The following is an 18,030-nucleotide window of genomic DNA, read 5'->3' on the forward strand; positions in this document are numbered from 1 at the left end:
ATAAATAATAGCATCCAAACTAAAAATTACCTAATTTAAGCCTTTACAAAAAGAGTATGTCAAACATCAAACTTATCATAGAAGAACGCGCCGCCAACATTGGCAATTTCATGGTTGGCCGCTTGCTTCCCTTCCGGGAGAAACGTACCGTTGGCCCTTTTGCTTTTATCGACCATATGGGCCCTGCGCACTTAAAAGACTATCAAAACCTGGATGTCCCGCCCCATCCCCACATCGGGCTTTCCACACTGACCTATCTTTTTGAAGGCAGCATCATGCACAAAGACAGTCTGGGCACTGAAGTCGAAATCAAGCCTGGAGCCGTAAACTGGATGACTGCCGGCAAGGGGATCGTACACTCGGAAAGGACGCCACAATACCTTCGTACCTCAGACAAAATGCTCCACGGGCTCCAGATCTGGGTGGCTTTGCCTAAAGAACTGGAAGAAATGGATCCGGCTTTTGCCCATGTAGAAGAAGAAGATATCCCGCATTGGACCCAAAACGATCTTTCCTTCAAACTCATTGCCGGAGAAGTCCTGGGCCATAAATCCCCGGTTCCGGTGCACAGTCCTTTGTATTTTATCGAAATTAAAAGCACATCAGCCCAAAAAATCAACCTTGGGGACCATTTATTTGGAGAAAGCGCGCTCTATATCCTGGAAGGCAACATTACAAGCGAAGGAACGGTTTTCGGGCCCAAACAAATCCTTATCGCCAATGACAGCAAGCTCTGCGAATTCGAAATGGGCGAAAATACCACAATTTATATCTTCGGAGGGGAAGCTTTCCCTGAAGAACGGATTATCTTCTGGAATTTCGTCTCGACTTCCAAAGAACGCATCGAAAAAGCCAAAAAAGACTGGGAAAACCAAACATTTCCAAAAGTTCCCGGAGAAACCGAATTTGTACCCCTTCCACCACCTGTAAAATTCTAAAGACATGACAAAAATAACCGCTCACATAGGAAAAGAATTGTACAAGACCCAAATCAGGTCCGGCAACAATACCATTATCGCAGACGAACCCAAAGAAGCCGGAGGCCAGGATTCCGGATTGGCACCAAGGGATTTGCTGGCTTCCTCCTTAGGCGCCTGCACAGCCATTACCCTTCGCATGTATGCCAACCGAAAAGGCTGGGACCTTACCGATGCCAAAGTCGAAGTAACCTTGCAATGGGACGAAGAAAAATCCAAAACAGTCCTAACCCGCAAAGTAGCCCTCTTTGGTACACTAGACGATACACAAAGGGAATCATTGTTGAAAATAGCCAACAAATGCCCGCTCCATAAAATGCTGTCCAACCCAATAGAAATTGAAACTTCTTTGGGATAAAAATGTGTTCCTATGAGATTTGAAACCATACAGCCTGCCGAAAGACTCAAACCTTACATCAAACATTTGGTCATTTCCGAAAATGCCGAAAAGCAGGTGTATAAAATCTTTCCATCAACCGGCCTGGTCATTGGTTTCCAGTACAGAGGTTCCCTCGCCCTACTGAAAGACAATCAGCAAAACAACTTGTCATCAGCAGGGATTACGGGTATTTCCGATACGTTCAAGGTTTTCAGCAATTCGGCAAATATCGGGACGATTTTGGTTTTCTTTACCGAAATTGGCTTGGCGCACTTTGCCTCCTGCCCTGCCAACGAACTCTTCAACCAAAGCCTCTCCCTGGATGCCATTTTCAACAAACAGTTTATAAACGACACCGAAGAAAAACTCTCGGCCGCAATCACCGACAGGCAAAGGCTGCATATCGTGGAGCAGTTTTTACTTTCCCAGCTCAAGAACATCCATCAGGACAAACTCATTATGGAAGGCGTAAAACTCATCTACCAAACCAAAGGAGCCATACGCATAAAGGAACTGAATGAAAAATTAGGCACCAGCCAAAGCCCGTTTGAAAAGCGGTTTCGGAAAATTGTCGGGACAACGCCTAAAAAATTCAGTTCCATCGTACGCTTCAATACGGTTCTGCAAGAGCTTGATTCCCCAAAAACCTTAACTGATATCTGTTACGAGAATAATTTCTTCGACCAGGCCCATTTCAGTAAAGATTTTAAGCAATATACGGGCGAGGCTCCCGAGAATTTCAAGCGTCATTTGTAAAAAAACGATTTTTTACAATTACAGGTTTTCCAATTATCGGAATTTTGGCATAACAATTTAAAATCATACAGTTATGTTTACAGTAGAACAAATCAAGGTGGCACATTCAAAAGTAAAAAGCGGAGCCGATTTCCCGCAATATGTGCAGGACCTCATTCAATTAGGGGTTACATTTTATGAAACGTATGTTACCGATGGCCATACCGATTATTTTGGCAAAAACGATTACAAAACCACTTCACCGGCAAAATACGGGCCTCTTTCCATTGCGGAAGAAAGCGATAACGAATCCTTTCAAAAAGACCTAAAAGCACACCAGCAGGGAGCATCCGACTATCTTACCTTTTGTGGCCAATGCGCCAAATATGGTGTCGAAAAATGGGCCGTTTGCATGGATCAAATGACCTGTACGTATTATGACAAAGCCGAAAATGTGCTATTGGTAGAAAAAATACCAATGCCTTAAAAGAAAGCTTTCGCAAAAGGTTGGTAGAAACCATTATGCACAAGGTAGAAACTCTTTTGCATATGGTAGAAATGCTTTTGCATACGGTAGAAGCTCCTTTGCACTCGGTAGAAATACTTTTACACTCGGTAGAAATGCTTTTGCACTCGGTAGAAACTCTTTTGCATATGGTAGAAGCTCCTTTGCACTCGGTAGAAAGCCTTTTGCATATGGTAAAAGCCCTTGCATAACAGCAAAAGGTCTTTCAAACCAAAACAAAAACAAAAAACCCCGTCGCGTTATGGGTACGGGACAGGGTTTTTACACATTATTTACCGGCTTAGTCCACAACTAACTTCGCCGTAAATAACTTTCTTGAATGTATTTTTAAGATGTAAACCCCTTTTGGCAAATCCTGCGTAATCAAGGAATACTTATTGTTGTTTACATTTTTGGTGGCATATACCAATTTGCCTTCGGTATTGAAAATCTCTATTTCATCAATAGGATAGTCCGATTGGATAAACGTTTGCTTGTTGGCCTGCGACGGATTCGGATACACCTTCAACCCGTTATCAATCTTGAATTCATCATTGCCCAAAGCACCATCTACCACTTCAAAAGTCACCCTGTTCGAAACCTCGTTATACGAATCATTGGTAAACATCACTATAAAATAATTCCCTGCTGCTGTTGGCAATTCCGGGCTTACGATATTCTTGGTACCTTCGGCCAAACCGTTAAAATACGTATAGCTCACCAACGGGTTTATATTCGGGTTATCCCCTTCGTGGTAAATGCCCAGCCAGTCTTTTACAATCCCGGGAGCATCGGTCCAGGAAGCCGAAATCTGTTCTCCCAGGTCGTATGTAGGTTTGTTGATCCATAATTCGGTAACGATTTCCCCAATCTTGAAAAATACTTTGTTCCCGATAGCATTGAAACCATCCTGAAGGTAATATTCGGCATAATAATATCCTTTTGGCAGCCCGCTGAAAGTTTTCGCTCCCGAAGCAGTCGTCACATATTGCCAGCTTGCCGAAGCAATTCCTGTTCCGGGCGTAATACCCATTTTGTAAATACCGATCCAATCATTGGCAAGTTGCGGCCCATTGCTAAAATTAACAACCACAGGCATTCCCACCGAATATTCTGCCTGGTCTGTGCTTAATACCGGTACCGGGCCTACATAAAAGTATTTTCTCGGTGCTATTTCCGTATAGCCTCCGTTAGAGAATATGGCGGCGTAATAACGGCCTTTATTAGGTAATCCGCTGCTAAAATTGATAAACCCGCTGGCGCTTCCGTTGGTGTATTGCCATGTCTGGGAAGGCGAACTGCCTCCAGGCGTCTGTCCTTCTTTATACAAGCCGATCCAGGTGGAAGTACTCGCCGGGGCATCCGTAAAATTCACTTTAATGGCTGCATTCTGCGCATACGTTACGGCATCAGTAGCAATCTCCGTGTTGACCGTGTTACTTCCTGTGATGGTAAAGGTTTTGGCATCACTCCATGGAGACCATTCCAGGTTGCGGTCGCGGTAACGTAGCCTTACGTAATACTGCCCGTTCGGGATTGAGTTCGAAGCCAACGTCATTTTAGTAATATCGATACCCAAATTGATATTTACAGTAGAATCTTTTTTGGTACCATATTTACCATACAGGTTTTCAAAATCACGGTACACTTCCTTTTTAATAATATCGAAGGTCGCTGTTTGCGAAATCTGGAATTGAGTCGTATTTAGCAATTCGTTTGTTGTAGTGCTGTAAGCAGAACCCGAAATTGTTACAGGTAGCGTCACACTGGCAGGAAAAGTATTGGTTACCGAAGGTTTTGCTGGTGCCTGCTTGTTTTTATAACGATGGAATTCATCCATCAGCTGATTGTTCTTCCATTGGTCCACACTTCCTATGGAATAACTTTCCACATCCATTTTACCGTTGGTTACATCAATATCGACAATCTGGTAAATCCAGTTGCAAATGGTTTTCTGGACATCTTCAAAATCCTGCTCCGTCGAAGAACCCCAATACTGGTCCCAGGCTGTTCCTCCCGAAATAATGTTGTACGTAGGCGTATTCTTTAACTGCCCACGGTGGTACAAATGATGATGGGCGCCAATGTGCATGATATATTTCGGAGAAGTTACCAACAACGGAACCGCTGTATTCCTAACCCATGTAGAAATATCGCCCACATATTGCTCCGCTTGGTAAGGCCTGTGGCTCAAGGAGAAAATCCATTCTACGGTATTATCCGTATTGGCCGCTGCCAAAACCTGTTGCAGCCACGTTAATTGTGCCGCTCCCGTATGTTCCGAACTCATACTGATAAACAAAACATTCCCGGCTTGCTGTGCGTAATAATTTTCTGTTCCGGAAGAAATCCCCTTATAAGACAATTCGCTTACATAAAAATGATCGTAATAGGAATTCATTCCTAAAGTTCCATAGGTTTCGTGGTTTCCTACCGTAGTCTGGATCGGGATATTCCCGGAAAGTCCTCTGTTCTTTTTGAAATGTACATTCTCGTAATGGTCCAGCGTTCCTACATCTACCTGGTCTCCCACCATAAAAGTCATCGAGATATTATCATCCGGCGATAAGGAAGCACCCCATTTTTGTTTTATTTTCCTTTTGGCCGCAGATACCAAAGAATCATAACGCGGTACGGCTTTGAGCTGGTTGTCGCCCATGATCAGGAAACGGATATGCCCGTCTGCTGTAGCGGCCTGCCCCGGGTTCGGGAAAGTTTTAAAAGAATAAACCGAAGATACGTCTGTTCCGGTTTTTATCCTGTAAAAATATTTGGTATTTGGCGAAAGCCCGGTCAGTTTCACACTATGGTAAAAGTAATTGCCAGGATAACCGGAATCGGTAAAAACATTGGTATTTCCGGTAACGGTAACAGTAAGGTTCGCAGCCGTAGTGCCATATTCTACAACAGATTGCGTGTTGCTGTCTGTTTTCCAGTTAACATAAATGGAAGTCGGCGTGGCATTTTGCAAATACGGGTATAAGGTTTGTGCTTTACATACCGTAACGGTGCATAAAAACAATAAGAAAAGGTACATTTTTTTCATGGTTGTAGTGAGTTGTTTTGACCAAGCAAAAGTATTTCACCCATCTTCAAATGGCTTTAAAACAATGTTACTCTTCGTTTACCCTTACGAATCCTTAATGTTATTTGTGTTAATTTATTGTAGTTTTTTACTTATATGAAAGGTTTTTGCCGAAAAAAATATAACATCTGACAGAAATTCTATAACACCTTTGCTTTCTTGTTTTCATACCTTTATTACACAAACAGACCGCTTATGCGTCAAATTCTAAAAGTCATGAAAAGCAATGCAATAAGATTAGGAATGCTACTGATGGCAATGTCATTATTTACAAGCTGCGAAGCCATTGAAGGCATATTTAAGGCTGGAATGGGTTTCGGTATATTTCTTGTAATTGCCGGAATAGCAGTTGTTATTTTTATCATCAGTAAAGTTTTTGGAAAAAAAGGAGGTTAATTCCTGACTTATGTAGTGAGAGTCCCACCCCGTTTCTTTTTTAAAAAAGCGGGGTGGTTTTTTTATATATTTACAGAAGAAGAATTCTTACAAATCATAGGCTACATGAATTTTAAAAGCTGCCCACCTGATGATGCCATTGCGCTGTTTGTCAAAGATATCCTCATTTATGAAGAGCCTGATCCTGTTGGGCAAACGGTCCTGCCTTTCTTCGCTGACGGTTATCCGGGGCTTTTGTTCCAGGAAACGGAAAACGGTTTACGGGTACATCCCCATGATAAGGAAATGCCGGTGTTTTTCCTTTACGGGCAAACCATCAAACCTATCGAACTGGTTATGGAAGGCCGATACAGGCTCATTATCATACAATTATATCCTTTTGTGCTGAAGCAGTTTTTCGGCGTTGACCCCAAAAGCATCAACGACAATTGTTATGATTTGTCACAATTAGAGAATAAACAAATCACAACCACTGTTGAACAGTTGCAAAATGAACAGGGCTTGCAGCAAAGAATTGGTATCCTGACGGATTTCCTTCACTCGTTTTTCCGGGAGAAGAAAGAATCGCTGGATTTCAAAATTCGGCAATCGCTCCAACAAATCCTCGACCACAAAGGACAGTTGAGCATCACAGATCTTTGCATGGCACTGGGATTGAATGAAAGGACACTCGAAAGAAGGTTTCAGAATGAAGTAGGCGTTTCTCCCAAGCAATTTTCAAAAATCATCCAATTCCAGCAATCATTGGAACAACTCATGGTAAAAGATTACGATAAACTGACAGATGTGGTCTATGCGAACGGTTTTGCCGATCAGTCCCATTTTATAAAAGTATTCAAGGCTTTTACAGGGAAAACACCTAAAACATTTGTGAAGGAATAATTTTTTTGCCGCTGTCGGTTTTGTTCTATTTTTAGAATCCGTTAATAGCAAACTTTGCAGTATAAACCATTAAAAATTATACTATGAAAACATTGCTGCTTTTGATTCTATGGGGAACTATCGGAAATCATACAACAACTACCGGCCCTGGCGACGGCAGGATAATATTCGAAAACGAATGTGCCAAATGCCACGGATTGGACGGGACCAAAGGCAGGTTCGGAGCCAAAAACCTGCAGAAAAGCAAATTAACCGATGCCGAATACCTTAAAATTGTTTCCAATGGAAGGTTTATCATGCCCGCCTGGAAAAAAAGATTGACGGGAGAACAGATAAATCAAGTCATTAACTATATAAAAGAACTTAAAAAATGAAAACAACAGACATCATCCTGGTCATAACCACTACATTTTCAGCCTTAATCGCAGGACTGTTTTATGCATATTCCTGCTCGGTCAATTTAGGTTTGGGCAAATTATCCGATGCAGATTATATCAAAGCCATGCAATCCATCAACCGTGAGATACAAAACCCGGTCTTTTTTGCCTGTTTTTTCGGGACTCTTATCTTAATACCACTCAGCGCTTACCTGAATTACCAGCAGCAAACAAGTGTCAAATCCTGGTTGCTCCTCATAGCTGTATTTACGTATGCGATAGGCGTTTTTGGCATAACCGTCGTGGGGAATGTCCCTTTGAACGATGCCTTGGAAAATTTCAACATCACTAATGCTACACCAGACACCATCCGTGACCAAAGAGCGTTGTTTGAAACCAAATGGAACGCCTTCAACACCATCAGGACTGTTTGCTCCCTTATTACAGTTATCTTATTGATTATAAGCTGTATCAATCAAAACAAATCGTTGGAAGTTGCTGCATAATATCGAAACATAAAAACTTTTTGTAACATTTTAAAAAAATGGCTACTTATTTAATAAACAGACATTTAGTAATCATTTAAATCAAAAAACATGGAAACAAAAAAGCATACAGTTAAAGATTGGCTACAGAAGCATCCTTCCGTTATTGTCCTCGCTATTGTTGTCATTTCGTATTCCGGTTATCTTTTTGGCCAATGGATGCACACCGCAACGCACTAATCAATTTAAGTTCGTACCGAAAAACGACAATAAAAAAAAAAATCCCGCTATGTGCGGGATTTTATATTTAAGCATACATTTTCTTTCTCAATTCCTGGATTTTATCATCCTCAAGGTATTCATCAAAGGTCATGTAACGGTCTATGACACCATTTGGTGTAATTTCCAATACCCTGTTGGCAACCGTTTGGGCAAACTCGTGGTCATGGGTTGTAAACAAAACAGAACCTTTAAAATTCTTCAGGGAATTGTTAAACGCTGTAATCGATTCCAGGTCCAGGTGGTTTGTAGGCTCGTCCAGCATCAGCACGTTAGCGCGCATCATCATCATCCTGGACAACATGCAGCGTACCTTCTCTCCTCCTGATAAAACACGTCCGGTCTTTAGGGCTTCTTCTCCGGAGAAAATCATTTTACCCAAAAACCCGCGAACATATACTTCATCACGCTCTTCTTCGGTTTTTGCCCATTGGCGCAACCAGTCAACCAACGTTAAATCATTTTCGAAAAAACTGTGGTTGTCTCCCGGCAAATAGGATTGATTTGTAGTGATTCCCCAGTCAAAAGTCCCGGAATCTGCCGTCATATTACCATTCAGGATTTCGTAAAATGCTGTTGTAGCACGTGAATCTTTTGAGAAAACGACAACTTTATCTCCTTTTGCCATGTTCAGGTCTACATTTTTGAATAAAACATCGCCATCAATTGAAGCACTTAAATTCTGCACGTTCAATATCTGGTCGCCTGCTTCTCTTTCGGTATCGAATATAATGGCCGGATACCTTCTGCTCGACGGCTTGATATCTGCCAAATTCAGTTTATCGATCATTTTCTTACGGGATGTCGCTTGTTTCGATTTCGCGACGTTGGCACTGAAACGACGGATAAATTCCTCTAATTCAGCCTTCTTTTCTTCCGCTTTCTTATTCTGCTGTGCTCTTTGTTTAGCGGCCAGCTGGCTTGACTCATACCAGAAAGTATAATTTCCTGAGTAATGGTTTATTTTTCCAAAATCGATATCGGACACATGTGTACAAACCGCATCCAAAAAGTGACGGTCGTGCGATACAACCAATACTGTATTTTCATAATTAGCCAGGAAGTTCTCCAACCATCCTATAGTTTCAAAATCCAGGTCATTCGTAGGCTCATCCATAATCAGCACGTCAGGATTACCAAACAAGGCCTGCGCCAAAAGGACACGGACCTTAAGTTTTCCTTCCATCTCACCCATCAGCGTATAATGATAATCTGCCGAAATACCAAGGTTGGAAAGCATTGTAGCCGCATCGGAATCTGCATTCCATCCGTTCATTTCTTCAAACTGAACCTGAAGTTCCCCAATCCTGTCTACTTTATCGTCTGTATAATCTGCGTACAAATCATCCATTTCTTTCTTAACGGCAAACAAAGTCTTGTTTCCCATCAGTACGGTTTCTAAAACCGTATAGTCGTCAAACATATTATGGTTCTGGTTCAAAACCGACATACGTTTGCCAGGCTCAAGGATCACTCGGCCGGAAGTCGGGTCAATATCCCCTGAAAGTATTTTTAAAAAAGTAGATTTTCCAGCACCGTTTGCTCCGATAATTCCATAGCAGTTCCCTTGGGTAAAGGTCACATTCACTTCGTCGAACAAAATTCGCTTACCAAATTGTACTGATAAATTTGAAACTGTTAACATTGATATATTTTTTATAAAAGTGTTGCAAAAGTAGAAAAAATAGTGGAGTTTTGAACTAAGAATAACATTAATTATCAATGAAAAGCCTATTTTGCTTTCTATTTGCCTTAACTTCTTTGCACGGTTTTTCCCAAACGGAAAAGCTCTTTTATTATAGTGAAAATGATTCTCTTATTGGTGTCAAAAATGAAAAAGGGCAAGTCATCATACCGGCCAAATACTGCCTGATGTCATTCGCTACCATAAAAAACAACCCTATCAAAGAGAATGTCATCCTGTTCTGGATTGCCAAGGAAGGCCCGAAAGCCTACGACCGCAAAGGGAACTTTCTTTTTACACCTTATATATTCGACAATGGGTTTGATGATTTCCAGGAAGGCTGCATGCGGTTTACGGAAAATAAAAAAATTGGGCTCGCCAATAAAAATGGCACAGTAGTCATCCCTGCCAAATACGATTGGATTTCTCCTGTTACCTTTGGAATAGTCAATTATTGCAACGGCTGTTATTGGGATAGGTCAAAAGATGAGGAGCATCCTGCGTTAGTAGGCGGAACCTGGGGCTATCTTGACAAGGCCGGAAACGAAATAGCATTAACAAGAATAAGGAACCATCCCAAGGATATCAAAATTAAAAACAACGAGTTTATCCCATACCAATTCCGGTATACGGCTAAAGAGATCGGTATTCTGGATTTTTTTGAAAAAAGGAAAGAGCTGATCATCACGATCAACCATCTGGTTTACCCTAAAGAAAATTTTTCGTTTGAAATTACCGAAAGGCCAACAGAATCCGAACCTTATTATATTATCCGATCGTTCGAACTTTTAGAAGGTTATGCCGTAGGCTCGAATTATTACGATGATTTCCAGAATTTTAAAGTTTCCGCAGACGGCAAAAAATATTATGTGACCCATATCGATTTGGTTGACCATAAAGAATATTCAGAATATGTAGCCCGAAAAACCGAAGTGGACAAATGGATACAAAAAGAGTTGCGAGCAGTTAAAAAATAATGCTATTTTTGAGCGGTTTTGTTTATAATATCTATAAGTTTAATTTAACTGTACATTAACAACGTTATATGCGATATAAAAATATATTTGCTCTATCATAAATAAGTTTCAATGATTGCCTATTTAAAAAAACTACTTCTTCTATCACCTATAACTTCAGTTGCATTGCTTTGTTCCTGTAATCAAGGATTCAAGGAGCAAGGCTATACGGCATATTTTGGAGGTGAAATCATCAATCCCAATTCCAAATTCGTCTTTCTCTGCAAGGACAATGAGGTAATTGATACCATTAAACTTGATCAGAACAACAGGTTCCTGAAGAAGTACGATTCTTTGGCCCCGGGCATGTATACTTTTAAGCATGACCCTGAATACCAATACATTTATTTTGATAAGAATGACAGTTTGATGATCCGCCTTAATACCAATGAATTTGACAATTCACTGACATTTTGCGGCCGAGGGGATGAAAAAAACAACTTCTTAATGGAGCTTTTCCTTAAGAATGAAGAAGACAAAAGCAGCTCATACGATTTATTCGATAAGGATTTTAAGACATTCTCAACTACTATAGACAAGGATTATGCCGCCAAAAAAGCTTTTTATTTAAGGCGTCAAACGGAAATTGGCTGGGATAAAGGCTTTGATCTGTACGCGAAGAACATGCTGGATATGAACTACCTGACCAAAAAGGAGATGTATCCATATGTACATAAGCACCGTACCAATAAAAGTGTTTGTAAAGATTTGCCTAAAGATTATTATGCCTTTAGGAAGAATATTGACTATAATAATGAAAAACTGACGACTTTTTCACCTTTTGTAAGGTACCTAACCACCATGTTGAGCAACGTCACCTGCAAAAGCGACAGTAAAAAAATGTTTGAGAACAGCGTTAAAAAGCTCGAAATCGCTGATTCCCTTTTTACAAATGTGAAGATCAAAAATGCCATATTGAACAACATTACTTTCATGTATCTCCTTGAAGATCAAAACGTAACCAACAACAAGGCATTCCTAGACAAATACTTCCAGCTTTCTACCGATAAGGAAAAGCAGAAAGAAATCAAGAAAATTGGCGAATCCATACAGCATTTGGCCATGGGCAAAAAATTACCTGTTGTTGATCTAATCGATTTGCAGGGCAAAGCAGTAACCAATGAACAGGTTTTCACTAAAAACACCGTTGTTTTCTTTTGGACCACCGAGGCAAAATCGCATATGGAACATGTCCATAAATTAGCGGCGGAACTCACCAAAAAACATCCGCAATGGAATTTTGTATCGGTAAACATTGACGATTCCCCGGAAAAGTGGAAAACAACGCTTTCCAAATACAATTTCAAGAATACGATAGAGCTTCATGCTACCAATTTTGAAGATTTAAAAGAAAAATGGGTGATCACCAAAATCCACCGTGTCATGCTTATCAATGCGAACGGCACTATTAAAAATGGATTTGTGAGTTTATTCGATGCCCAATTTGAAGAATATCTTAAATAAACCAAACATTTTTTTTTAAGAAAGAAAAAAGCGATTTCATTTGAAATCGCTTTTTTTGTTATGCCTGAATAAAAAATTATTTATTCCCTTTTTCGTAATCCGCGATAAACTGCGCAATACCGATATCCGTTAACGGGTGTTTCAACAATCCAACGATAGAAGACAATGGCCCGGTCATTACATCTGCACCAATTTTAGCACAATTCACAACGTGCATCGTGTGACGTACTGAAGCAGCAAGTATCTGGGTTTCAAAACCATAATTATCATATATCTGACGAATTTCATCAATTAAATTCAAACCATCGGTCGAAACATCATCCAATCTCCCTAAGAAAGGCGAGCAATAAGTAGCGCCTGCTTTAGCGGCCAATAAAGCCTGCCCTGCAGAAAAAATAAGCGTTACATTGGTTTTGATCCCTCTGTCAGAAAAATATTTACACGCCTTGATCCCTTCTTTGGTCATCGGTAATTTCACGACAATCTGCTCATGCAGGTCCGCCAACTCCTCACCTTCTTTGATCATTCCTTCAAGGTCCATGGCATTCACTTCGGCACTAACATCTCCATCCACAATATTGCAGATATCCACATAATGTTTCAAAATATTATTTTTCCCGGTAATCCCTTCCTTTGCCATTAACGACGGGTTTGTCGTAACTCCATCAAGAACTCCCAGTTCCTGCGCTTCCTTAATCTGCTCTAAATTAGCAGTGTCGATAAAAAATTTCATGTTTTGTTATTTAATTAAGTTGTGTACTACTTTGGGCGTAACCCTTCTCTCGTTTCTAAAGACGAGAGAAGGGTCGGGCTTTCCGCTGCAATCTTTTCTTTTACATTCCTTCCGAAAATTAGGGTATTTGGCCTCAAAAAGAAAAGGATTTCCGCTGCAATCCCTTACGCGAACGCAAAATTACAATTTATAATGATTCATTAACATTTTCTCGTATACTTTATCTGGCAATGCCCTTTTGAGTACAATAGAAAATTTCTGCATAAAAGCCCCTACTTTATAATGTATTTTAGGGCTTGGGTTTTGCATGATACTGTAAATAGCTTCAGCCATTTCGTTGGGATTGCTGCCGCTGTCTACGTGCGTATTCATCTCCTGGAGCGTGTTCCCGTAAGGTGTTTCATAAGCAGAACCCTTAATGACCGGTGCGTGGTAACGGCCTGCGGCGATATTAGTGGCAAAATCGCCCGGGGCGACATTCGTGATATGGATGCCAAAAGATTTGGTTTCCATACGCAAGGCTTCGGTAATTAGCTCCAAAGCACCTTTTGACGCCGAATAAACGCCACGGTACGGCAATCCCATATAACCCGCAATAGACGTGATATTGATGATCAAACCGGATTTTTGCAAGCGCATTTGCGGAAGGACAGCTTTCATCACTTCAATGGGGCCAAACAAATTGGTTTCAAAATTATTCTTGATTTCGGCTGTTGGGATTTCTTCGATTGGCCCGGTAATACCTACTCCGGCGTTATTGATTACCACATCAAGCCTTCCGGTTTTCCCGATAATCTCGCTAACCGCTTTATGGATGGAACCAACGTCTCTTACATCCAATGCAACCAAAGGAAACACAGAACCCTGGATCTTTTCCGGGTTTCGGCTCGTACCGAAAACCAAGTATCCTTTTTGGTGTAAAAACTCCCCGACAGACTTCCCTATTCCCGAAGAACCGCCTGTAATTAAAACTACTTTGCTCATTTTTATATTTTTATAGTATCGAAATCCCCAGGCCGGGCCTTTCCGACAATTCAATTTTCCCGTTCACTACCTTACTTCCGCCTGCAATATCATTGGCAATTAAATTCGCTCCGTCCAAATCTGCATAATCCGTTAATGGCGCTAAAACTGCTCCTGCCGAAATTCCTATTGTAGATTCGGTCATGCAGCCGATCATGGTTTTAAATCCCAGTATTTTAGCTGTGGCAATCATCTCCAAGGCAGGTGTCAGTCCTCCGCATTTGACTAGTTTGATATTGACACTTTTATAATGTGGCTGTAAAGTACGTAAATTTATCGTGGATTGGCAATCTTCATCGGCCATCCAATTCGCAAATGAATTTTGATGCAAAACCTGATAATTCTCCGTTTGCATGGGCTGCTCCAAATAATCAAACTTCGCGGAACCTTCAAAATCCTCAAGCCAGAGGCAATCTTCTTTTGTGAAACTCCCATTCGAATCCAGGGCAATGTTCCTGTCCATCCTTATTAATTTCCGGACATCCTCCTTATTGAACGTATTGCATTTTATTTTGAATTTATTCCAGGAAGAGGATTCTATTTTTTTAATCTGTTCTTCCACTGAAGCGATGCTTATCGTAATGGAAGACTCCGGAATATGGCCAAGGCTGATGGCATTTAGCTCGCAAAAACTCTTGTTTTCCAGTTTCCCAAACAAATCCCAATAGGCACAATCTAGAGCAGATCGCAAGAAACTAGGCAATTGCAAACTTTCCAGAAAAGCATAAAATACCGAAGGAAAGACAATCTGATGGTTTTCAATCAATGACTGTATAGAAGTTAATTTATCGGTAAAATCATTTAAATTGATATGGTAATAATCGATGGCAGTACATTCGCCGTATCCGGAAATCCCATTTTGCTCCAAAGCAACCACAAGAGCTTCCCTATGGGAATAATTCCCGTATGAAATGGAAAAAGTTTCCTTAAGTGCAAACCGCGTAATTTTCCAGGATAAATTCATAAAAAAATGGGAATGACTATAAACAAAAAAATCTGAACAACGTCAGATTTATAAAAAATGGCAAGCGACCTACATCGCACCGCTCAACCACATACCTTTGCTGCGTTCCCACCCTGGAGGAGTCTGCAGGAGCTGGTCGTGTAGGACTTGCCGCTGCAAATATACAATCTTTTTATATTTTTGCAAGCACATTGTTTTATATAAAATCGTGTTGTATATTGTAATCACAAATTTTTAAAAAATGAAAAAGCATAACCAGTTCGCTATCATATCCTTAGTTTCTTTATTGGTCAGTTGTGGCGATGATAAAAAAAATGCAGAAAATTTATTTTCCATCGATGATTCTCAATTTAAGGCCATGTACCATAAGGATGACCATTTAAATTTGACTATAAAGAATAACGCCAAAAAAACGATTGACTCTATTGTTTATTTTAACAATGATGCAAAAATCGGGACGGCAAAAGGCAATGCCAAATTCGATTTTGCGCTCGCTTCCGAAAAATTAGGCTATCAGAACCTGAAAGCGGTAGTATATTATGAAGGGGAACAATCGGAAACGGAAACCCGCATAGAAATGGTTTCCACCATTGAACCAAAACAATTGAATTATAGTATTGTAGGGACTTTTCCCCATGACATTACAGCTTTTACAGAAGGTTTCGAATTTTACAATGGAGATTTATTTGAAAGTACCGGTCAAAAAGGTGCTTCAAACTTCAGGAAAACGGACCCTAAAACCGGGAAAGTGCTGCAACAGGTAAATCTTCAGCCGCAATATTTTGGGGAAGGGATCACTTTTGTAAATGGCAAACTATTTCAATTGACCTGGCAGGAAAAAACAGGTTTCATTTACGATGCCACTACCCTGAAACTGGAAAAATCATTTGCTTTTGATAAAAATATCGAAGGATGGGGAATGACTAATGACAAAAAGTTTATCTACCAATCCGACGGAACGGAAAAAATCTGGAAAATGAACCCGGAAAACCAGAAAATGGTTGATTTTGTCAATGTATACACAAATGCTACCAAAGTGACCAGCATCAACGAACTGGAATGGATCAATGGGAAAATTTACGCCAATATCTGGCAGAAAGACATCGTTTTAATCATAAACCCGCAAAATGGTGCTGTTGAAGCTTTCCTGGATTTGTCGGATTTACGCAAAAAAACCAATGCTACCGCGGACGATGTGTTAAACGGAATTGCTTATAACCCAAAAACACAAACTATTTTTGTTACCGGTAAAAACTGGGATAAAACCTTTGAGATAAAAGTGAAATAATATTTGAAATTAATTTGTGGTCGGTCCCAACCTTTTTGCAGAAAAACATCTCAATATATATAGTAACCTATAATTATTGAGTAAGATGCCGCAAAAAATAAACATAACCATTCCAAATCCCTGCCATGAAAACTGGCAGGCTATGACTGCTACGGAAAAAGGCCGTTTCTGCAGTTCCTGCCAGAAAAACGTATTTGATTTTACCAATTCTTCCGACAGGCAAATCATTGAAGCCTATAACCAAAATAACAATCTCTGCGGACGTTTTTTAAATAACCAGCTAAACCGTGAACTGGTTAAACCAAAGGAAAAGAGCCCGTTTTGGCTGGCAACAGCTTCTACAGTTTTGAGTTTTTTTGCTTTAGGCACCCACGAAGCGATTGCCCAGGGAAAGCCCAGAATGGTCCAGACGGATGTTAAAACTGTTTCTGAAAACAATCAAGATGCAACGGTAAACCTGGAAAAAGAAATTTCCGGGGTCGTGACAGATACATTAGGCCCATTACCGGGTTGTACTGTTATTATAAAAGATACTAAAAATAATACCGTTACAGATTTTGAAGGTAAATTTTCCATAAAAGCCAAGGAAGGCGATATTTTGGTATTTTCTTTCTTGGGAATGAAGGATGAGGAGCTTCAAATAACGAGTGCCTCTTTTTATACCATTAAAATGAAAGACAGGCCTATGGTATTACTAGGAGAAATCGTCTATTGTAAACGCAAAACTTTTTTCGGAAGGATATTCCATAAAATCGGAAAGATATTCCGATAAAAAAAGTCCCGCTTAGAACGGGACTTTTTATTATTTCTTTATTTCTTCTTTTTAGCCGGCGCTGAATTTCCTTTAACTGCCTCATATTTGGAGATAGCGGCGTTATAGGTGTATTTTGTAGAAGACGATTTGTCTTTAAGGGCAAAATCCCCATCGGTTAAAAACTCAAAAGCAAAACCGGAATTCCTCATGCGCTCCTGTGTTTCCGAAGCATTTTTAAGTTTGTCCAAAAAGACCGTTTCCTTGATTTTTACAGCTGTTTGCGTATTCCCGATCAGTAGGGTCTTGGTTGCCGGGTTCCAGATCTGGGATTCGGTGATGGTTGTTTCTTCTTTTTTCAGTTTTGTTTCCGACACGCTTTTTTCCGTCCAGGTAATCAGGTACATCGCAATCCCTTTGGCAGTAAATGGCGTTATCTTGCAATCGGTAGGTGTTCCGGCTGCATTGAATTTCTTCAAAAGCAAAGTGTCTTTCTTTGCTCCGTTTTTGGTAAAAAGATAAAAATTGCTCTTTACCAGTTCGGCCGAAATATTCCCCGATTTAGCAATTACAGGAGAAGCCGCAGCTACTTTTGATGTTGATTTCTTTTTTTGGCAATACATGCTTCCGCAGAAAAGAAGCAAAACTAATAGCATGGTTTTTTTCATAATTTAAGGTCATTTGGTTGTGGCAATATACAAAAATATTTAAGCCTTCAAAATAAAAAATCAGGATCCGGATGATGTTTAACATTTATATTTTGCTGAAACCGAATACAATAATAAAGGACTGGCTACAGAAGGGAAAACGCCGTTACAGAGTGAAAATTGCTATTACAGAACAAAAAATGCTACCACAGAAGCACAATAGGCACTTACAGTAGTGTAATGAGCTTTTACATCATGGAAATAGACATTTACAGCAGTGCAATAAGCATTTACATCAGAGAAATAAAGGCTTACAGTAATGATGTAAACCTTTACAGAGGTTCAGTGTACTGTGACAGT

The 18,030-nt window shown here is 40.2% G+C and carries 19 protein-coding genes, 1 other RNA gene and 1 pseudogene; 14 read left to right on the forward strand and 7 right to left on the reverse strand.

The genetic code is table 11. The annotated features are described in order from the left end of the window. Positions 1 to 56 precede the first annotated feature (56 nt). The 5 genes and pseudogenes from E4635_RS01890 to E4635_RS15920 form a co-directional block, all read left to right on the forward strand. A complete protein-coding gene (locus E4635_RS01890) occupies positions 57 to 938 on the forward strand; it encodes a pirin family protein (protein ID WP_135524918.1) in 882 nt (293 codons plus the stop codon). A gap of 4 nt (positions 939 to 942) precedes the next feature. Beyond that, a complete protein-coding gene (locus E4635_RS01895; RefSeq protein ID WP_135524919.1) occupies positions 943 to 1,335 on the forward strand; it encodes an OsmC family protein in 393 nt (130 codons plus the stop codon). A gap of 12 nt (positions 1,336 to 1,347) precedes the next feature. Beyond that, positions 1,348 to 2,112, forward strand: a complete 765-nt coding sequence (locus E4635_RS01900; protein WP_135524920.1) for a helix-turn-helix transcriptional regulator — start codon at positions 1,348 to 1,350, stop codon at positions 2,110 to 2,112. 73 nt (positions 2,113 to 2,185) lie between these two features. After that, positions 2,186 to 2,578, forward strand: coding sequence for a DUF1398 domain-containing protein (locus E4635_RS01905; protein WP_135524921.1), 393 nt, complete (start codon positions 2,186 to 2,188; stop codon positions 2,576 to 2,578). Positions 2,579 to 2,651: 73 nt separating this feature from the next. Then, positions 2,652 to 2,912, forward strand: a pseudogene (locus E4635_RS15920) (hypothetical protein); the annotation flags it as partial. On the opposite strand, the gene E4635_RS01915 reads toward E4635_RS15920, so the two are convergent. Then, on the reverse strand, positions 2,898 to 5,642 hold the full coding sequence (locus E4635_RS01915; RefSeq protein WP_135524922.1) for a fibronectin type III domain-containing protein: 2,745 nt from the start codon (positions 5,640 to 5,642) through the stop codon (positions 2,898 to 2,900). The pseudogene E4635_RS15920 and the gene E4635_RS01915 overlap by 15 nt on opposite strands. 255 nt (positions 5,643 to 5,897) lie before the next feature. Here E4635_RS01915 and E4635_RS01920 point away from each other — a divergent pair, with 255 nt between their 5' ends. From E4635_RS01920 to E4635_RS15870, 5 genes are all read left to right on the forward strand, one after another. Beyond that, on the forward strand, positions 5,898 to 6,077 hold the full coding sequence (locus tag E4635_RS01920; RefSeq protein WP_135524923.1) for a hypothetical protein: 180 nt from the start codon (positions 5,898 to 5,900) through the stop codon (positions 6,075 to 6,077). Positions 6,078 to 6,182: 105 nt separating this feature from the next. Continuing rightward, positions 6,183 to 6,959 carry a helix-turn-helix domain-containing protein gene (locus E4635_RS01925; RefSeq protein ID WP_135524924.1) on the forward strand — a complete coding sequence of 259 codons (777 nt, stop codon included), beginning with the start codon at positions 6,183 to 6,185 and terminating at the stop codon, positions 6,957 to 6,959. An 83-nt stretch (positions 6,960 to 7,042) separates the two neighbouring features. Then, positions 7,043 to 7,333, forward strand: coding sequence for a c-type cytochrome (locus tag E4635_RS01930; protein ID WP_135524925.1), 291 nt, complete (start codon positions 7,043 to 7,045; stop codon positions 7,331 to 7,333). Beyond that, entirely contained in the window at positions 7,330 to 7,842 is a 513-nt protein-coding gene (locus E4635_RS01935; protein WP_135524926.1) for an anthrone oxygenase family protein, read from the forward strand. The genes E4635_RS01930 and E4635_RS01935 overlap by 4 nt, the downstream gene beginning before the upstream one ends. 90 nt (positions 7,843 to 7,932) lie before the next feature. Then, positions 7,933 to 8,061, forward strand: a complete 129-nt coding sequence (locus tag E4635_RS15870) for a hypothetical protein (protein WP_262710624.1) — start codon at positions 7,933 to 7,935, stop codon at positions 8,059 to 8,061. A 67-nt stretch (positions 8,062 to 8,128) separates the two neighbouring features. On the opposite strand, the gene E4635_RS01940 is transcribed toward E4635_RS15870, so the two are convergent. Beyond that, the gene (locus tag E4635_RS01940) at positions 8,129 to 9,745 is read right to left on the reverse strand and encodes an ABC-F family ATP-binding cassette domain-containing protein (protein ID WP_135524927.1); all 1,617 of its coding nucleotides are present in this window, start codon (positions 9,743 to 9,745) and stop codon (positions 8,129 to 8,131) included. Between the two features lie 77 nt (positions 9,746 to 9,822). On the opposite strand from E4635_RS01940, the gene E4635_RS01945 reads away from it, so the two are divergent. Together E4635_RS01945 and E4635_RS01950 are read left to right on the forward strand one after the other, a co-directional pair. Then, positions 9,823 to 10,761, forward strand: coding sequence for a WG repeat-containing protein (locus E4635_RS01945; protein WP_135524928.1), 939 nt, complete (start codon positions 9,823 to 9,825; stop codon positions 10,759 to 10,761). 111 nt (positions 10,762 to 10,872) lie between these two features. Then, on the forward strand, positions 10,873 to 12,264 hold the full coding sequence (locus E4635_RS01950; protein WP_135524929.1) for a TlpA family protein disulfide reductase: 1,392 nt from the start codon (positions 10,873 to 10,875) through the stop codon (positions 12,262 to 12,264). Positions 12,265 to 12,340: 76 nt separating this feature from the next. Here the strand turns inward: E4635_RS01950 and fsa are convergent, their stop codons facing one another. From fsa to ffs, 4 genes are all read right to left on the reverse strand, one after another. After that, the gene (gene fsa / locus E4635_RS01955; RefSeq protein ID WP_135524930.1) at positions 12,341 to 12,997 is read right to left on the reverse strand and encodes a fructose-6-phosphate aldolase; all 657 of its coding nucleotides are present in this window, start codon (positions 12,995 to 12,997) and stop codon (positions 12,341 to 12,343) included. A 180-nt stretch (positions 12,998 to 13,177) separates the two neighbouring features. Then, positions 13,178 to 13,981 (reverse strand): SDR family oxidoreductase, encoded by an 804-nt coding sequence (locus E4635_RS01960; protein WP_135524931.1) that lies wholly within the window; start codon positions 13,979 to 13,981, stop codon positions 13,178 to 13,180. A gap of 10 nt (positions 13,982 to 13,991) precedes the next feature. Beyond that, the gene (locus tag E4635_RS01965; RefSeq protein ID WP_135524932.1) at positions 13,992 to 14,984 is read right to left on the reverse strand and encodes an enolase C-terminal domain-like protein; all 993 of its coding nucleotides are present in this window, start codon (positions 14,982 to 14,984) and stop codon (positions 13,992 to 13,994) included. A 55-nt stretch (positions 14,985 to 15,039) separates the two neighbouring features. After that, positions 15,040 to 15,137, reverse strand: an RNA gene (ffs, locus tag E4635_RS01970) — signal recognition particle sRNA small type. Positions 15,138 to 15,225: 88 nt separating this feature from the next. On the opposite strand from ffs, the gene E4635_RS01975 reads away from it, so the two are divergent. Continuing rightward, on the forward strand, positions 15,226 to 16,272 hold the full coding sequence (locus E4635_RS01975; RefSeq protein ID WP_135524933.1) for a glutaminyl-peptide cyclotransferase: 1,047 nt from the start codon (positions 15,226 to 15,228) through the stop codon (positions 16,270 to 16,272). Positions 16,273 to 16,357: 85 nt separating this feature from the next. Further along, entirely contained in the window at positions 16,358 to 17,044 is a 687-nt protein-coding gene (locus E4635_RS15815) for a carboxypeptidase-like regulatory domain-containing protein (RefSeq protein ID WP_246020636.1), read from the forward strand. Positions 17,045 to 17,082: 38 nt separating this feature from the next. On the opposite strand, the gene E4635_RS01985 is transcribed toward E4635_RS15815, so the two are convergent. After that, positions 17,083 to 17,691 (reverse strand): hypothetical protein, encoded by a 609-nt coding sequence (locus E4635_RS01985; protein ID WP_135524934.1) that lies wholly within the window; start codon positions 17,689 to 17,691, stop codon positions 17,083 to 17,085. Positions 17,692 to 18,030: the final 339 nt, after the last annotated feature.

It is taken from the genome of Flavobacterium humi, from assembly GCF_004745595.1.
GTDB lineage: Bacteria > Bacteroidota > Bacteroidia > Flavobacteriales > Flavobacteriaceae > Flavobacterium > Flavobacterium humi.